The sequence below is a fragment of the Lunatimonas salinarum genome (genome assembly GCF_017811155.1).
Classification (GTDB): Bacteria; Bacteroidota; Bacteroidia; order Cytophagales; family Cyclobacteriaceae; genus Lunatimonas; species Lunatimonas salinarum.
Map to the genome: position 1 here is coordinate 1 of NZ_JACVCV010000125.1, position 422 is coordinate 422.

General features: G+C 44.3%; 1 protein-coding gene. It reads right to left on the reverse strand.

Annotated elements, in window-relative coordinates; genetic code table 11:
* Positions 1-91: 91 nt before the first annotated feature.
* Positions 92-422, reverse strand: a 331-nt coding sequence (locus IAQ59_RS22180; RefSeq protein WP_209333034.1) for an ATP-binding protein, incomplete at its 5' end; no start/stop codon positions are given.

Here is a 422-nt window from a genome sequence, read left to right on the forward strand (position 1 = left end):
TGTAAATTCCGGTGATCTTGACCACCAATCCGGTGATCTTGACCACCCTCTTCTTTAGGGTTTTCAGTTACCGTTTTATTGGCGGTTAAAGTTATCGTTTTTTTCTCATTGATTCTCCTTTCAGTTCGATTCTGTGTGCGGTGTGTACCAGCCTGTCAAGGATTGCGTCTGCTATTGTGCTGTCACCTATCGTCTCGAACCATTTTGTTACCGGAAGTTGGGATGCTACTATTGTTGATGCTTTCCCGTGCCGATCTTCTATGATTTCAAGCAGTGCCATTCTTCCCATTTCGTCCAGGTGCTGGATACCGAAGTCGTCAAGGATCAGCAATTCCTGTTTTTCAATTCTGGCGACCTCTTTTATGTACGACCCGTCCGCTTTCAGCATCTTTAGTTTTGGGAATAGCTTGGTTGTATTGTAA